General features: G+C 66.9%; 1 protein-coding gene. It reads left to right on the top strand.

Annotated elements, in window-relative coordinates; translation table 11 throughout:
* Window positions 1-124, top strand: a 124-nt coding sequence (locus HKX41_11200) for a GNAT family N-acetyltransferase (protein ID NNC24697.1), incomplete at its 5' end; no start/stop codon positions are given.
* Between the last annotated feature and the right edge of the window lie 157 nt (window positions 125-281).

Genomic DNA, 281 nt, shown 5'->3' with positions numbered 1-281 from the left:
CAACGAGGAGGCCATCGCGTTCCTCGAAGGCCGCGGCTGGGAGACCGAAGCCGTCCGCGACGGCCACTACAAGATAGACGGCGACTACGTCGACGAAGTGATGATGGCCGTCTCGCTCCGGTGAGCGCGGATTCGCTTCGTCTCCGACCCTGATTTTCTGCGCGTCGTCGCTTCCCGACAGCGAGGCGTCGGCTCGCGACTGCCCAGCTCGCGACCGGTCGCGCGACCACTCGACCGGCTTACGACCAGTCGTCTTCGGCTCCGTCGAGGGGTTCGGCGAC

Source organism: Salifodinibacter halophilus, assembly GCA_012999515.1.
GTDB classification, from domain to species: Bacteria; Pseudomonadota; Gammaproteobacteria; order Nevskiales; family Salinisphaeraceae; genus Salifodinibacter; species Salifodinibacter halophilus.
This window is presented reverse-complemented; position numbering and strand designations above follow the sequence as displayed.